This window comes from Oceanicaulis sp. UBA6590 (genome assembly GCF_002433705.1).
In the GTDB taxonomy this organism is placed as follows: Bacteria; Pseudomonadota; Alphaproteobacteria; order Caulobacterales; family Maricaulaceae; genus Oceanicaulis.
The window spans coordinates 36,321-49,549 of sequence record NZ_DJIQ01000012.1; the positions used below are offsets into that span (position 1 = coordinate 36,321).

A 13,229-nucleotide genomic window follows, 5' to 3' on the forward strand; every position below is an offset into this window, starting at 1 on the left:
CGACCGGTCAGGCCGGCGTCGCCATCCGGACCGCCAATGACGAACTTGCCGGTCGGATTGACGTAGAACTCGTCTTCGGGCGGGAACCAGCCGTCGGGCAGAACCGATTGCACCACCGGGCGCACCAGCTCGCGGACATCATCAAGGCTGACGCCATCCTTGTGCTGGGTGGAGACCACCACGGAGGTCACGCCCACCGGACGCCCGTTCTCATATTTCAGGGTGACCTGGGATTTCGCGTCCGGCTCGAACTCGGGGCGTTCGCCGGTTTTGCGCAGGCGCGCCATTTCCTTGAGGATCTGGTGCGAATAGGTGATCGGCGCCGGCATCAGCTCCGGCGTCTCGTCACAGGCGAAGCCGAACATGATGCCCTGGTCGCCCGCGCCTTCATCCACAAACGAGCCCGCGCCCTCATCGACGCCCTGGGCGATATCGGCCGATTGCTCGTGCAGGAAGTTGTGCAGCTCTGCGGTGTTCCAGTGGAAGCCGTCCTGCTCGTATCCGATGTCGCGCACGGCGCGACGGACCACGGACTCGATCTCGTCATCATTGATCTCGCCCGCGCAGCGCACTTCGCCGGCCAGAACGATGCGGTTCGTGGTGGTCAGGGTTTCGCACGCCACGCGCGCAACCGGATCCTTGCTCAGGAACAGGTCCAGAATCGCATCGGAGATGCGGTCGCATACCTTGTCCGGGTGACCCTCGGACACGCTTTCACTGGTGAAGAGATAGGACGAACGGGCCAACGCGTGCTCCATATAAAGCGATCTTTATATGGCGGGCTTAAACCCTATTGGCGCGCGGAAAGCAAGGCCCGTCCGGTCACAGTGTTTTTAAGATGCAGCCCCGGTCGCGGTGGCTTCGGCTTCTTCAGCCGCCAGCGTGCGCACCAGTTCGAGAATACGGCGGCGCACCTTGGAGTCCTTGATGCGGGCGAAAGCCTGCGCCAGCGCGACCCCGTCCGCGGACTGGATGAAATCATCCACGATGGGCGTCTGGTCGCCTTCAGAGAAGCCCGGCTGGCCCACGGTTTCCGCCACGCCGTCATAGAAAAACGACACCGGCACATCCAGAACCTTGGCGAGGTTCCACAAACGGCCCGCCCCGACCCGATTGGTGCCGCGCTCGTATTTCTGAACCTGCTGGAAGGTCACGCCGAGCTCTTCGCCCAGCTTCTCCTGGCTCAGATTCAAAAGCTGACGCCGAAGCCGGATACGTGATCCCACATGGCGATCCACCGCGTTCGGGCCTCTCGGATTGGCAGTCATTTCGAATTCCTTATCTGCGCAGGCATACAACCATAGTTTGGCCGGATGCGATACGCTCAACGCCCCTCGGTGGGCTGCAGCGCTCTACCTAAATGCGTAGTCGCCACAACCGATAGAAAATGCGCTACTGCAGCCAAAACCAGCAAAACAATTACCCAGAGTGCATTTCCATACTTCCCATACGGCGTCTCGTGCAATCCTTCAAGCAATGTAATCATCAATACTTCAGTTGATTTTGAAGGAATGGATTCAATGAGCCTACCATAAGGATCGATCTGTCCTGAGACTCCAGCCGCCGCTACTCTTACCAGGGGTAGGCCTTCTTCTATGGCGCGATATTGGGTTTGGTTAAGCAATTGTTGAGGTCCAGATGAATTCCCGTACCAGGAGTCATTAGAAATATTCAACAACCAATCTGGTCTATTTGACTGTCTTGGCGAATACCTCGGATACACGGCCTCATAGCAGATCAGCGGCGCCAGCCCCGGCAATCCCTCAAGATTGAGCGTCCGGGCGCCCGCGCCTGGAGAGTAGTACGGCGCCAACTCCGACAAACTGTCGAAACCAAACCATTCCGTCAGCAGGCGTAACGGATTGCTCTCACCGAACGGGACCAGTCGGGATTTATCGTACTGTGCCTCAAGCACAGCGCCATTTTCTTCCAAAGATATCGAGACCAGTGAATTAAAATAGGCGCGGGGTCGCCCGCCCAGCCCATACTCCGCACGGGCTGTTCCCGTGATCAGCCGAGTCCCCGGCGGCAGACCGTCGGACAGCTCCGCCAGCAGGTCCGGAGACTCAAGCAGCATGGCGGGAATGGCGCCCTCAGGCCAGATCACCGCCTCCACACGGGACAGATCACCCGTCCGGCTCAGGGCCAGATACTGTTCCAGAATGTCATGCCGGGCGGCGTAGCGTTTCTCACTCTGGGGCAGGTTCAGTGAGACCAGCAGCACCTGGTTGTCAGTCCGCGCGATATCGTCCGCCCCGGACAGGCGCGTGATCCCGTAGCCCCAGCTCGCCAAGAGGAGGCCGACGCCCATCACGAGCGGAATTTCGCGCGCCAGGCGCGGACCGCGACCACTGAGCGCGGCCGGCGCGGAGAACACGAACAGGGCCAGCACGGACAGGCCATGGGCGCCGATGAGGCTGGCGGTCTGACTGATCGCGCCGCCGGCTTCGAAGACATGCCCGGGCAGATTCCAGGGAAATCCCGACAGAATGGTGCTGCGCAGGAATTCCAGCGCCATCACGATCACGGTGAAGACGCCGATCCGGCCCGCATGACGGGGGGCGAAGCGCACATAGAGCGCTCCCGCCGCGCCCCAGAACAGCGCGAGGCCGGCCGGCAGCACGATCAACGGCGCCCAGATCAGCCAGGCGTAATCCTCGGCGCTGACCAGGAAGGCGTTGGCGACCCAGCCGGTGCCGGCCAGGAACGCGCCGCTGGCGAACCAGAAGCCGCGGATGAAACCGCTGCGAAGCGGACGCTGTCGCGATTTGGCGTCATCCAGCGCCAGCACCAGGGCGCTCAGCCCCACAGCATAGGCGGGCCATGCGAAGAAGGGTGCATGACCGAGTACACTGAACCCGCCCAGAAAGAACAGGAGAAGAAAGAGACGCCAGCCTGACAAAGCGCGATACGCCGCGCGAAAGCGGCGCGCACGATGCAGAAGACCCGTCACCATCTAGTCCGGACTGATGGCGCCGGCGGCCACCCGGCTTGCCTCGTCCCCCGCCAGGGTGGAGCCCGCGCCGGGCTTCACGCGCAGACGCTTGATGCGACGGGGATCGGAATCGAGCACTTCGAACTCGAATCCGGACGGGTGCGCCAGCACTTCGCCGCGCTCGGGCACGCGTCCCGCCAGGTGGAAGACCAGACCGCCGAGCGTGTCGACGTCGTTTTCTTCCTCTTCGCTGGCGATGTCGCACCCGACGATCTCCTCGAGATCCTCGATCATGGCGCGCGCATCCGCTTCCCAGCAATGCGGGCCCTTGGCGAGAATGTTGGGCGTCTCCGCCTCGTCATGCTCGTCCTCGATATCGCCCACAATGGGTTCGATCAGGTCTTCCAGCGTCACCAGCCCGTCCGTGCCGCCGAACTCGTCGACCACAAGCGCCATGTGCATGCGGCGCGACTGCATCTTGAGCAGCAGGTCAAAGGCCCGCATGGAAGCGGGCACATACAGCAGCGGCCGGCGAATGGCGGGCAGGATGCGCATGTCCGCCCAGCTGTCCGGACCGGCGCCGGAGCCTTCCTCGGCGAAGCGGGACATATAGCCCAGCACGTCCTTGATATGGGCCAGACCCACCGGATCATCGAGGGTTTCGCGGAAGACCGGGAGGCGCGAATGGGTGGCCTCGCCGAAGACGCGCGCCAGCTCCTTGAGCGGGGTCTCGATCTCGATGGCGACGATATCGGCGCGCGGCACCATGACATCGTCCACGCGCATGTCCTGGAACTCGCGCATATTGACCAGGAAGGCGCTGGCGTCGATGGGATCGGGCGCGCCGTTCACGATCGGCTCGTCAATTTGGGGGACGTCCTCTGGACGCGTCCCGTTAAAGGCCCGTTTCAGACGGGCCACAAGACTTCGCGAAGACGGATCGTCGTTCATGCCTATTCCTGTACGAGGTAGGGATCCTGGATCCCAAGGCCGGTCAGAACCGCTGTTTCCAGCGCTTCCATCGCGGCGGCCTCGTCTTCCTCCTGATGGTCAAACCCGTTTAAATGCAAAACGCCATGCAGCGCCAGATGCGCCGCATGATCGATAAGCGAAATGCCGGCCGCCTGTGCTTCTTTCGCACAGGTTTGGTACGCCAGGATCACATCGCCGGGATAGCCCTCGCGCTCGGGCGCGGGAAAGGACAGCACATTCGTGGGCTTGTCCTTGTCCCTGAAGCGGCGATTGAGCTCGTGCACGGTGGCGTCGTCGGAAAACAGGATCACCGCCGCGCCTGTGCGCGGATCCTCGATCGCGTTCAGGCCTGCCTCGATGGCCTGAAGACAGGCCCTCATCAAGCCGTCATGGCCAGACCAGGCGTCTGCTTCAACAACGAATTCAACGCGTTCGTCTTCAATCACCACATCAGTCATGACCAGGCTCATCCTTGCGGGCCGCATCATCGCGCTCGTAAGCGTCCACGATGCGCGCCACCAGACCGTGACGCACCACATCAGATCGGTCAAACCGGTGCACGGCGATCCGCTCTTCATCCTGAAGAAGGCGTAAGGCATGTGGCAGGCCCGAGGGTTCGCCGCGACGCAGATCGGTCTGGGTCGGATCACCCGTCACCGCCATGCGCGAGCCCTCGCCCAGACGGGTCAGGACCATGCGCATTTGCGGAATGGTGGCGTTCTGCGCCTCGTCCACGATGACGAAGGCCTTGTTCAGCGTCCGGCCGCGCATGAAGGCGAGCGGGGCCACTTCGACCCGGCCTTCCTCGCGCATCTTCTCGCTGATGCGCTGACCCAGGGAATCGCGCAACGCGTCCCAGATCGGCAACAGATAGGGATCGATCTTCTCGGTCAGGTCGCCGGGCAGGAAGCCCAGACGCTCGCCCGCTTCAACGGCCGGTCGCGTGATGATCAGACGCTCCACTGCGCCCAGCGCCAGTTGCGAGGCGCCATAGGCGACCGCGAGCAGCGTCTTGCCGGTGCCGGCGGGCCCGACGCCGAAGATCATGTCATAGGCGCGGTCGTTCTTGAGCGCCTTCACATAGCTTTGCTGACCATTGGTGCGCGCGGCGAAGCTTGCGCCGCGCGGCACGCGGATGACGGCGTCAATCTCTTCACCCGCATCGTCATCGGCCATCAGGCAGGCGGCGCGCGCGGCGGGCGGATCGATCGGCAGGCCCTCGCTGGCGCGGCCATAGAGCGCATTGAGCACCCGGCGCGCCTCGATGCGCGTGCGAGCCTCTTCGGCGGTGATCACGATCTGCCCACCGCCCGGCGCCTCGAGCTGAACCTCCAGTTCGCGCTCGAGCGTGGCGAAGTTCTCGTGACCGGGTCCGGCGATGATGCGAACAAGATCGGAATCTTCAAAATGAAGCGTTTCGGACGCCGCCTTGCGGGGGCGGCGCGGTTTTGATGAGCGGCTCACGCGGCGGCGCTTTCCTTTGTAGCCAGACGTCCAGACAGGGCGTTCTTGGTCGCCCCGGTTATCTCCACATTGGCGATCTGACCGATGAGTTCAACCGGGCCCTCGCAATGAACCGCCTGCAGATAGGGGCTGCGACCGGACAATTGCCCCTCGAAACGACCTTCGCGCTCGAACAGAACCGGCAGGGTCTTGCCGATCATGGACTGGTTGAAAGCGACCTGCTGTTCGGTCAGAAGCGCCTGCAAGCGCGCCAGACGCTCGCCTTTCACGGTTTCATCGATCTGGTTGAACATGGCCGCGCCCGGCGTGCCGGGACGCTTGGAGTACTTGAACGAGAAACACGACGCGTAATTGACCTGGCGCACCAGCTCCATGGTCGCCTCGAAATCGGCTTCGGTCTCGCCGGGGAAGCCGACGATCATGTCGCCGGAAATGGCGATGTCGGGACGGGCTGCGCGCAGGCGCGCGATGATGTCGAGATACTCCGCCGCCGTGTGTGAGCGGTTCATGCTCTTGAGAATCTTGTCCGATCCCGCCTGCACCGGAAGATGGAAATAGGGCATCAGCTTGGGCTCGTCCGCAAAGGCCTGGATGAGGTCGTCATCCATGTCCTTGGGGTGAGAGGTGGTGAAGCGGATGCGTTCAATGCCGCCGATCTTCGCCAGATGGCGCACGAGCCGCCCGAGACCCCAGACCCCGCCTTCGGGATCGCCCTTGGGCGCCTCGCCATGGAAGGCGTTGACGTTCTGACCCAGCAAGGTGACCTCGCGCACGCCCTTGGCGGCCAGCGCGCGGACTTCGGCGACGATCTGATCGACCGGGCGGGACCATTCCGCGCCGCGGGTATAGGGCACGACGCAGAAAGTGCAGAACTTGTCGCAGCCTTCCTGCACGGTCACGAAGGCGGTAAAGCCGTCCACATGGCGCTCAGGCGCGGCGAGCGCGTCAAACTTCTCTTCGACCTCGAACTCGGTATCGAGCGCTTCGCCGCGTTCACGGTGCACGTTCGCAATCAGTTCAGGCAGCTTGTGATAGGTCTGCGGCCCGACCACCAGATCCACCACTGGCGCCCGGCGCTGGATCTCCGCGCCTTCCGCCTGCGCCACGCAGCCCGCCACCGTGATGGTCATGGGCTTGCCGGTGGAGGCCTTTTCTTCCTTGAGCGTCTTCAGACGCCCGAGCTCGGAATAGACCTTCTCGGCGGCTTTCTCGCGGATATGGCAGGTGTTCAGGATCACAAGATCCGCGCCATCGGGCTCGTCCGCCGGCTCATAGCCCAGCGGCGCCAGCACATCGCGCATGCGCTCGGAATCATACACGTTCATCTGACAGCCATAGGTCTTGATGAACAGGCGCTTGCGCTCTTTTCCCGTGGTCTCGGCGTCGCGAATGATATCGGTCATGGGCGGAGCCGGCCTCCCTGGCGGCGATGAACTGTGGATAAGGGAGGACGGGTTATGGGGATAGAGTGGGGCGGATGCAAGGCGCCGCTTGAAGATCGGCTGCCTCTCGCGCGGTTAACGCGCCCCTATTTGCCGTCCTCGATCTTCACGCCATAGAGCTCGAGCCGGTGATCGACGAGCTTGTAGCCCAGGCGCTTGGCGATGGCTTCCTGCAGGCGCTCGATCTCTTCATCCATGAATTCGACCACATCGCCGGTCTTCAGATCGATGAGATGGTCGTGATGGTCGTCAGAGGCCTCTTCATAGCGCGAGCGGCCGTCGCGGAAGTCGTGGCGCTCGATGATGCCGGCCTCTTCAAACAGGCGCACCGTGCGGTAGACCGTGGCGAGCGAGATGCGGGCATCCACTTCCGAAGCGCGGCGATGCAGTTCTTCCGCGTCAGGATGGTCTTCAGCTTGGGAGAGGATGCGCGCGATGACGCGGCGCTGCTCGGTCATGCGCAGGCCTTTTTCCACGCACAGCTTCTCGATACGGTCCGGCATCGCCATCTCCCTTGGCTGTGGGGCGTGAACCCCGTTCCTGACTTGATACCCAGCCTCGGCGGGCCGTGTCCATATGTCGCGCGACTCTAACTCAGGATCAAATTCAGACCAGATCGCGCGCCAGAACCCGTGCGGCGGCGCCATCGCGATAATAGCCCTTGCGCAATCCGATCTGGCGATAGCCCTCACGCTCATAGAGGCCGCTGGCGGCCAGATTGCGTTCGGACACTTCCAGAAACAGGCGTTTGGACCCGGCGCGGCGGGCGGCGATCTCCGACTGCGCCAACAGGAACGCGCCCACGCCGGTGCGGCGCGCAACGGGCAAAACGCCTATGGTCAGTAGCTCGCATTCGCCCGCCACGCTGCGAATGAGCGACAGGCCCTGGGGGTCGTCCTGAGCGCGGGCGATCAGACCCTGAACCCCTGACGAGGCCAGCAGCCTTGCAAAGTCGGCTTCGCTCCAGGGGTCGGGAAAACATTGCGCATGAAGCGCGGCATAAAGGTCCGCCGCTTCCGGACCCGCCTCGAAAATCTCGGGCAGGCTCATGCCGGGGTCTTGCCGCCAGGCAGTTTGGCGTCCGGCGGACGCGCATAGAGCGGAGAGGGGGCGGGCGCATGGGCGGGCGCGCGCTCGGTCAGAGCCAGAAGCGCGCGCAGAGGCGGCGCGGGATCAAAATGGTGGGGGTCCGCGCCCAGATGCACGGCGCCCGACCCGGTCAGGATCACATCCCCGAACGCTTCAAATTCGTCTGCAGCGTCACGCGCATCGCCATGGCTGACATCCGTAACGGGCCGTCCATGGGTGAAGATCCGCCAGACCAGATCGCCGCGTTTGGCGTCATGGATCGCCATGACGGTGCGGGCGCCGTCCGGGTCCGAACGCAAGGCGAGGGCGTCAAGATTGGACACGCCCAGCGCCTTCGCGCCCGTGGACAGCGCCAGTCCACGCGCGAAGGCGACGCCGACGCGCGTGCCGGCGAAGCCGCCGGGGCCGATATTGACCCCGATCCGGTCCAGCGATTGCGGGCGGATCCCCGCCTCCTCGAGAAGCTCCGCCGCCATGGGCGCCAGCCGTTCGGCATGGCCGCGGCCAATCTCTTCAGCGCGTTCAAACACGCTGTCCCCGGCCTTCACCGCACAGGCGCACCAGGAACCAATTGTGTCCACCACCAGCAAGGCGGATTGGGTCATGTCTTACTTCAACAGCTTGGCGCCCTGTTCGAAGGCGAGCTTCGGCAGACGCGGGAACAGTTTCTCGGTGGTGCCATAGCCCACATTGATCAGGAAGTTGGAGCGCCAGGCGCCCATTTCCGGATCATTCTTGAAGAATTCCTCATCCACGCCGTCCTTGTCAAAACCGGACATCGGGCCGCAATCGAGCCCCAGCGCGCGCGCGGCCATGATCAGATAGGCGCCTTGCAGGGTGCTGTTGCGGAAGCCGTTCTCGAAGCGGGCTTCATCGGATTCAAACCAGTCTTTCGCTTCCGGGGCGTGCGGGAAGAGCTGGGGGATCTTCTCATGGAAGTTCCAGTCCCAGGCCAGCACCACGGTCAGGGGCGCCGTCAGGGTCTTCTCGACATTGGATTCGATGAGGTGCGGCTTGAGACGCTGCTGGCTCTCGCCTTGCAGGAACAGGAAGCGCGCGGGCGACTGGTTGGCGCTGGTCGGACCATATTGCAGGAGCTCGTAGAGCGCGCGAACGGTGGTTTCCGACACCTGTTTGTCTTCCCACGAATAGAAGGTCCGGGCGCCGCGGAACAGCTGATCGAGCGCATGGTCGCTCAGAACCGAATGGCGATCGTCCAGGGCGAGCGGGGCTTGGCTGTCAGACATGGGAGGCTCCGGGTTCGGTAAGGGATATGGATCAGACACAGGATCGGGTCGTCTTTGAAACGACCATCACGTGATTTGGTTCTGAAGCGATTAAAGCACAGCCTCGACGCTGCTCACTTCAGGCACATAGTGCTTGAGCAGGTTCTCGATGCCCTGCTTGAGGGTCATCGTGGAGGAGGGGCAGCCCGCGCAGGCGCCGCGCATGTGCAGATTCACAACGCCCGTCGCCTCGTCATAGCTGTGAAAGACGATGTCGCCGCCATCGCGCGCCACGGCCGGGCGCACACGGGTGTCGATGACATCCTTGATCTCCTTCACGATCCCGGCGGCTTCGCCCTCATAGGCGGCATGACCGTCATCATCGGCATCAGAAAAGAGCGACTTGCCGCTCTCCAGGCAATCCATGATCGCGCCCAGCACGGCGGGCTTGATATGGGGCCAGTCCACGCCTTCCGCCTTGGTGACCGAGATGAAGTCCTGACCGGCGAAGACCCGGATCACGCCCTCCACGCGGAACAGTTCTCGCGCCAGATAGGAGCTCTCGGCCTCTTCCGGGGTCGCAAAATCACGCGGGGCGTCCAGAGAGACGGACTGGCCGGGCAGGAATTTCAGCGTGTCAGGGTTCGGTGTGTCTTCGGTCTGGATAAACATGACGGGCTTTCCGGGCGCTGGTTTCGCCCTTGAAATGGCCTGCAGGACGGGCGCGTTCAACCCCAGAGGCAGTAGGGGCAAGCCCCGCCTCAGGTCAGCGCCTTGATATCCTCACGCGACAGATTGCCCGGCACCACGGTCACGGGAATGGTCCTGTCCTCGAACAGGCCCTTGCCGCGGCCCAGCGCATTGACGAGCGGGCCGGGGCCGTCCTTGCCGACCGCAGCGCCCAGAACCAGGATCGAGATGGCGGGATCGGTTTCCAGAAGCTCGCGCAACGCCTCGATCAGATCGCCTTCCTTCAGGATGACTTCAGGCCGGGTCTCGGTGACCTCTTCCACATCCTCGGACAGGCTTTCCAGGGCCTCCTCGGCGGCGGCGCGGGCTTCGGCGCGCATGGTCTCGCCCACGCCCAGCCAGTGCTCGAACCCGCCTTCGGTGTTCACGACGGCCAGCACGGTCACCACGCCGCCCGTATTGCGGGCGCGACGTGCGGCGAAATAGGCGGCCGACCGGCTTTCTTCAGTGCCGTCGGCGATCAGCAGGAATTTACGGGGTGCGCTCATGGGCGAACGTTGCCGCGTTCCGTCATTTCCGGCAAGAGGGCGTGTAACCACACCCTCTGAGACAGATTGACATGACTGACGCTCCGCTCGCCCGGCTCAAAGACCGCCGCAACCCGATCAACCCGGCGCGCGAGGTGATCCTGCATCCCGACCGGATCGAATGGGTCGAGGAGGGTCGGCTGGAGCGCCGCATCGCGCTGGATGCGGTTACCAGCGTGCGGCTCTCGGTCGAACTGGCCGGGCAGCAGAGCCAGGTGGTCTGCCGGGTCGGCGGACCGTCCGGCGAGATCGTCTTCGGCAGCCGCAAGGCTGTCAGCCCCGGGGTGTGGGAGGACAATGCGCTCGAGTTCCAGACGCTTCTCGTGCGCGTGCATGAGGCTTTGCGGCCCCGGTTCGGCGCGGTGCGCTTCACCGAAGGTCAGACCCTGGGCTTCCGGCTGCTGATGGGCGGGATCGGCGTGGTGATGACCAGCATGGCGGTCAGCTATATGGGCTGGATGATGCTGAAAGAGCAGAGCGCCATGATGGCGCTCGCCGGTCTGCCCTTCGCCGCCATCGGCGGCTATCTGGCCTTTGTCTTCCGGCCCGGACGGCCCGTGCCCTATGACCCCGAAGGCCTGATCACCCGCTTCAGGGCGGTTCCGAAAACCGACTAGCCCAGCTTCTCCTTCAGGGCCTCGACAAAGACCTCGCCCAGATCCGGGCCCTGCTCTGGATAGAGATAGGGCTCGATGATCTCGAGCTCCATCAGCGCCAGCTCGCCATCCAGACCGCGCACCATGTCCACGCGGGCATAGAGGAAGGCGTCCTCTCCGGTAATGTCCTGCGCCGTTGAGAGCACCTTGCGCGCCAGGGCCAGCTCGTCCTCGCCCGGCGTCCACACCGCCTCGGTCGCGCCATAGAGCGACTGCACCCGGTAATCGCCGGATTTGGGGCGCTTGTTGAGGCCATGCGAGAAGCGGTCGCCGAAGAAGATCATCGAGTATTCGCCCTCTTCAGGCACGCCGGGCAGGAAGGGCTGGATCAGGCAGGCGCCCAGCGGCAGCTCGTCCGCAGACGGCAGGGGTTCGCCCTTCCTGATCAGGGCCTGACGCCAGGCGCCGCCGCCCACCAGCGGCTTCACCACGAGCTTGTCGCCGCCAAAGCGCTCAAAGCCTTGCGCGATCGCGGCGTCATCCGCCTTGTCCGCCCACAGGGTCGGGATGGAGGGCGCGCTGGCTTCATCCAGTTCCCGCAGATAGGTCTTCTCGATATTCCAGCGCACCAGCGCCGGGCTGTTCCAGACCGGCGCGATGGCGTTGAGCCGATCCAGCGTCTTGAGAAAATTGTCGAGCTTGGGCGGATAATCCCAGACCGTGCCCACCATGAAGCCGTCATAGACCGACGCGTCAAAGTCCTGGTCCCAGATGCAGGCTTCGAGCGAAATCCCCGCCGCTTCACAGGCCTTGGACAGGGCCCCGAACTCCAGATCGAACTCGAACCAGTCCTCCCGTGCGCCGGGACGGTCCTTCATCATGTCGGCCGAGGTCAGAAAACAGATACGGGTCATGGGCTTCCTCAAAGCTGATGGCGCTGGCGCCTCCGCTTACCGCGCCTCCTCGCGCTTTACCAGAACCTCTCTGCGGGTTGAGTTTGCGCACGCTGCGCGGTACACGCGCCCCGATTTCAGCTTCAGGAAGTTCCGCTCATGACCGATACCCGCTTCGACGTTCTTGGCGTCGGCAACGCCATTGTGGACGTGCTCGCCTCTGTGGACGACGCCTTCATCGAACAGCACGGCCTCGCCAAGGACGCCATGCTGCTGATCGACGAGGAGCGGGCCGAAGCGCTGTATGAAGCCTTCCCGCCGGCGCAGGAAATCTCGGGCGGCTCGGCGGCGAACTCGCTGGCCGGCGTGGCGAGCCTGGGCGTTCGCGGCGCCTATATCGGCAAGGTCGCCGATGACCAGCTGGGCGAAGTGTTCGCCCATGACCTGCGCTCGATCGGCGTGCATTACGACACCAAGCCTCTGAAAGACGGCCCGTCCACGGCGCGCTGCCTGATCGCCGTGCCCGCCGATGCGCGTCGGGCGATGAACACCTTCCTGGGCGCGTCCACGATGATGGATGAGGACGATATCAACGCCGATCTCGTCAAGTCCGCCACCGTCACCTTCCTCGAGGGCTATCTGTTTGACCGCCCGGAAGCCAAAGCGGCGTTCGTCCGCGCGTCGGAAATCGCCCAGGCCGCCGACCGCCGCGTCGCGCTGACCCTGTCGGACCTGTTCTGCGTGGATCGTCACCGCGACAGCTTCCGCCATCTGGTGAAGAACCATATCGACGTGCTGTTCGCCAACGAGGCCGAGATCAAGGCGCTCTATGAGGTCGACGATTTCGAGACCGCACTCGCCAAGGTCCGCGCCGAAACCCGCGTCGCCGCCATTACCCGCTCCGAAAAGGGCGCCGTGATCGTGTCCGGCGACGAGGAAGTGCGTGTGGACGCCGACCCCGTCGAGCATGTGGTGGACACCACGGGCGCAGGCGACCAGTTCGCCGCCGGCTTCCTGGCGGGGTATTCGCGTGGGGCGGACCTTTACACCTGTGGCCGGCTGGGCGTGATCGCGGCGGCGGAAGTGATCTCCCATATGGGCGCGCGGCCGCTGGTCTCCCTCAAGGAGCTGGCCGCGAGCAAAGGCGTCTCACTGGATTAGTTCCGAACCTGAAATCGGACGCCAAAATCTTCGAAAGATTCATCAAGGACTCTGCTGTTGCAGGGTCCTTTTTGTTTTTCAGTCCGTCCTTAACCTGATTTTTAGCACATCAGTTCAGGCTCACGGTGTCTCGTGTGCATTCCGCACGCCTTTCGCCTGCAGCTGGGGTCCTGA

Annotated in this window: 16 protein-coding genes; 2 read left to right on the plus strand and 14 right to left on the minus strand. The window is 63.6% G+C overall.

Going from position 1 to position 13,229, the window contains the following annotated elements; translation table 11 throughout:
* The 13 genes from B2Z70_RS02600 to B2Z70_RS02665 form a co-directional block, all read right to left on the minus strand.
* A partial coding sequence (locus tag B2Z70_RS02600; protein ID WP_414690860.1) for an S-adenosylmethionine synthetase N-terminal domain-containing protein occupies positions 1-746 on the minus strand: 746 nt, incomplete at its 3' end.
* Between the two features lie 87 nt (positions 747-833).
* A complete protein-coding gene (locus tag B2Z70_RS02605) occupies positions 834-1,268 on the minus strand; it encodes a helix-turn-helix domain-containing protein (RefSeq protein ID WP_009802440.1) in 435 nt (144 codons plus the stop codon).
* Between the two features lie 56 nt (positions 1,269-1,324).
* Complete coding sequence (lnt, locus tag B2Z70_RS02610; RefSeq protein ID WP_292980655.1) at positions 1,325-2,956, minus strand: apolipoprotein N-acyltransferase; 1,632 nt, start codon at positions 2,954-2,956, stop codon at positions 1,325-1,327.
* Complete coding sequence (locus B2Z70_RS02615; protein ID WP_292980658.1) at positions 2,957-3,886, minus strand: hemolysin family protein; 930 nt, start codon at positions 3,884-3,886, stop codon at positions 2,957-2,959. It abuts the gene before it with no gap.
* Between the two features lie 2 nt (positions 3,887-3,888).
* On the minus strand, positions 3,889-4,365 hold the full coding sequence (gene ybeY, locus B2Z70_RS02620; RefSeq protein ID WP_292980661.1) for an rRNA maturation RNase YbeY: 477 nt from the start codon (positions 4,363-4,365) through the stop codon (positions 3,889-3,891).
* Entirely contained in the window at positions 4,358-5,371 is a 1,014-nt protein-coding gene (locus B2Z70_RS02625; RefSeq protein ID WP_009802436.1) for a PhoH family protein, read from the minus strand. The genes ybeY and B2Z70_RS02625 overlap by 8 nt, the downstream gene beginning before the upstream one ends.
* Positions 5,368-6,774, minus strand: coding sequence for a tRNA (N6-isopentenyl adenosine(37)-C2)-methylthiotransferase MiaB (miaB, locus tag B2Z70_RS02630; protein WP_292980664.1), 1,407 nt, complete (start codon positions 6,772-6,774; stop codon positions 5,368-5,370). The genes B2Z70_RS02625 and miaB overlap by 4 nt, the downstream gene beginning before the upstream one ends.
* Before the next feature lie 125 nt (positions 6,775-6,899).
* Positions 6,900-7,316, minus strand: coding sequence for a Fur family transcriptional regulator (locus B2Z70_RS02635; RefSeq protein WP_009802434.1), 417 nt, complete (start codon positions 7,314-7,316; stop codon positions 6,900-6,902).
* 103 nt (positions 7,317-7,419) lie between these two features.
* On the minus strand, positions 7,420-7,863 hold the full coding sequence (locus B2Z70_RS02640) for a GNAT family N-acetyltransferase (RefSeq protein ID WP_292980667.1): 444 nt from the start codon (positions 7,861-7,863) through the stop codon (positions 7,420-7,422).
* On the minus strand, positions 7,860-8,507 hold the full coding sequence (tsaB, locus tag B2Z70_RS02645; protein WP_292980670.1) for a tRNA (adenosine(37)-N6)-threonylcarbamoyltransferase complex dimerization subunit type 1 TsaB: 648 nt from the start codon (positions 8,505-8,507) through the stop codon (positions 7,860-7,862). Before tsaB ends, B2Z70_RS02640 begins: the two co-directional genes overlap by 4 nt.
* Positions 8,508-8,510: 3 nt before the next feature.
* Positions 8,511-9,149 carry a malonic semialdehyde reductase gene (locus B2Z70_RS02650; protein ID WP_292980673.1) on the minus strand — a complete coding sequence of 213 codons (639 nt, stop codon included), beginning with the start codon at positions 9,147-9,149 and terminating at the stop codon, positions 8,511-8,513.
* A gap of 90 nt (positions 9,150-9,239) precedes the next feature.
* A complete protein-coding gene (locus B2Z70_RS15405) occupies positions 9,240-9,800 on the minus strand; it encodes a NifU family protein (protein WP_009802430.1) in 561 nt (186 codons plus the stop codon).
* An 89-nt stretch (positions 9,801-9,889) separates the two neighbouring features.
* Entirely contained in the window at positions 9,890-10,366 is a 477-nt protein-coding gene (locus tag B2Z70_RS02665; protein WP_009802429.1) for a universal stress protein, read from the minus strand.
* Positions 10,367-10,437: 71 nt separating this feature from the next.
* Here B2Z70_RS02665 and B2Z70_RS02670 point away from each other — a divergent pair, with 71 nt between their 5' ends.
* A complete protein-coding gene (locus tag B2Z70_RS02670) occupies positions 10,438-11,022 on the plus strand; it encodes a hypothetical protein (RefSeq protein WP_292980676.1) in 585 nt (194 codons plus the stop codon).
* On the opposite strand, the gene B2Z70_RS02675 is transcribed toward B2Z70_RS02670, so the two are convergent.
* Positions 11,019-11,915, minus strand: coding sequence for an ATP-grasp domain-containing protein (locus B2Z70_RS02675; RefSeq protein ID WP_292980678.1), 897 nt, complete (start codon positions 11,913-11,915; stop codon positions 11,019-11,021). The genes B2Z70_RS02670 and B2Z70_RS02675 overlap by 4 nt on opposite strands.
* A 138-nt stretch (positions 11,916-12,053) precedes the next feature.
* On the opposite strand from B2Z70_RS02675, the gene B2Z70_RS02680 reads away from it, so the two are divergent.
* Positions 12,054-13,055 carry an adenosine kinase gene (locus B2Z70_RS02680; protein WP_292980681.1) on the plus strand — a complete coding sequence of 334 codons (1,002 nt, stop codon included), beginning with the start codon at positions 12,054-12,056 and terminating at the stop codon, positions 13,053-13,055.
* Positions 13,056-13,229 lie beyond the last annotated feature (174 nt).

Coding starts and splice junctions, on each gene's coding strand:
- miaB (WP_292980664.1), bottom strand. CDS start 6,774: ATGACCGATATCATTCGCGACGCCGAGACCACGGGAAAAGAGCGCAAG.
- B2Z70_RS02615 (WP_292980658.1), bottom strand. CDS start 3,886: ATGAACGACGATCCGTCTTCGCGAAGTCTTGTGGCCCGTCTGAAACGG.
- B2Z70_RS02670 (WP_292980676.1), top strand. CDS start 10,438: ATGACTGACGCTCCGCTCGCCCGGCTCAAAGACCGCCGCAACCCGATC.
- B2Z70_RS02665 (WP_009802429.1), bottom strand. CDS start 10,366: ATGAGCGCACCCCGTAAATTCCTGCTGATCGCCGACGGCACTGAAGAA.
- B2Z70_RS02605 (WP_009802440.1), bottom strand. CDS start 1,268: ATGACTGCCAATCCGAGAGGCCCGAACGCGGTGGATCGCCATGTGGGA.
- B2Z70_RS15405 (WP_009802430.1), bottom strand. CDS start 9,800: ATGTTTATCCAGACCGAAGACACACCGAACCCTGACACGCTGAAATTC.
- tsaB (WP_292980670.1), bottom strand. CDS start 8,507: ATGACCCAATCCGCCTTGCTGGTGGTGGACACAATTGGTTCCTGGTGC.
- ybeY (WP_292980661.1), bottom strand. CDS start 4,365: ATGACTGATGTGGTGATTGAAGACGAACGCGTTGAATTCGTTGTTGAA.
- B2Z70_RS02635 (WP_009802434.1), bottom strand. CDS start 7,316: ATGCCGGACCGTATCGAGAAGCTGTGCGTGGAAAAAGGCCTGCGCATG.
- B2Z70_RS02650 (WP_292980673.1), bottom strand. CDS start 9,149: ATGTCTGACAGCCAAGCCCCGCTCGCCCTGGACGATCGCCATTCGGTT.
- B2Z70_RS02675 (WP_292980678.1), bottom strand. CDS start 11,915: ATGACCCGTATCTGTTTTCTGACCTCGGCCGACATGATGAAGGACCGT.
- B2Z70_RS02680 (WP_292980681.1), top strand. CDS start 12,054: ATGACCGATACCCGCTTCGACGTTCTTGGCGTCGGCAACGCCATTGTG.
- B2Z70_RS02640 (WP_292980667.1), bottom strand. CDS start 7,863: ATGAGCCTGCCCGAGATTTTCGAGGCGGGTCCGGAAGCGGCGGACCTT.
- lnt (WP_292980655.1), bottom strand. CDS start 2,956: ATGGTGACGGGTCTTCTGCATCGTGCGCGCCGCTTTCGCGCGGCGTAT.